This is a genomic window from Vibrio sp. YT-19(2023), from assembly GCF_033337395.1.
Genome location: NZ_JAWOQN010001020.1, coordinates 1 through 542 on the forward strand (window position 1 = coordinate 1; position 542 = coordinate 542).

Annotated in this window: 1 pseudogene; it reads right to left on the reverse strand. The window is 42.3% G+C overall.

The window, feature by feature from the left end:
• Positions 1 to 308 precede the first annotated feature (308 nt).
• Positions 309 to 542 (reverse strand): annotated as a pseudogene (locus tag R7E78_RS29785) (hypothetical protein); the annotation flags it as partial.

Consider the following 542-nt stretch of genomic DNA (forward strand, 5'->3'; position numbering starts at 1 on the left):
TGATGTAACACGGATACCACCACCTCTCGATCACACGTTAATTATCTAAACGTGGGCTCTCATTTGAGGAGAAAATCCAACGACATTGGTTTAGCCATAGTCAATTCGTTGCGGAGAATATCACACTCTTAGCACTTTTCTGTGATGCAAATCACCCTATTTTTGCAGTTTCTCAAACTTGAGAAGAACTCAGTAAATGGATGAATGGCAACTAATTTTTACAATAAGAAATGCGAATAACAGGAAAGAAAACAGCCCATCAAAGATGAGCTGTTCGGTAATGAATCAATGCTGTGGAACTATTGCATTTAAATTTTGTCGGTCACCGCAAGTGTTGCTGCAAGCACATCTTGCCCAAACATCACGCTGCGCTCAGGAGACCAACCGTACAACGGATCAGGGTGGTTGTTATTGTCTTTGAATGGCATCTCAATTGTGTACGATAAGCACTTAAATTGCTCGGCAACCCAGTTTGAACCAACCGTCAGGTTTGCCTTGCCTGGTTCATCTTTGTCGTAGCCAATTTCATCTTGGAACTCTGG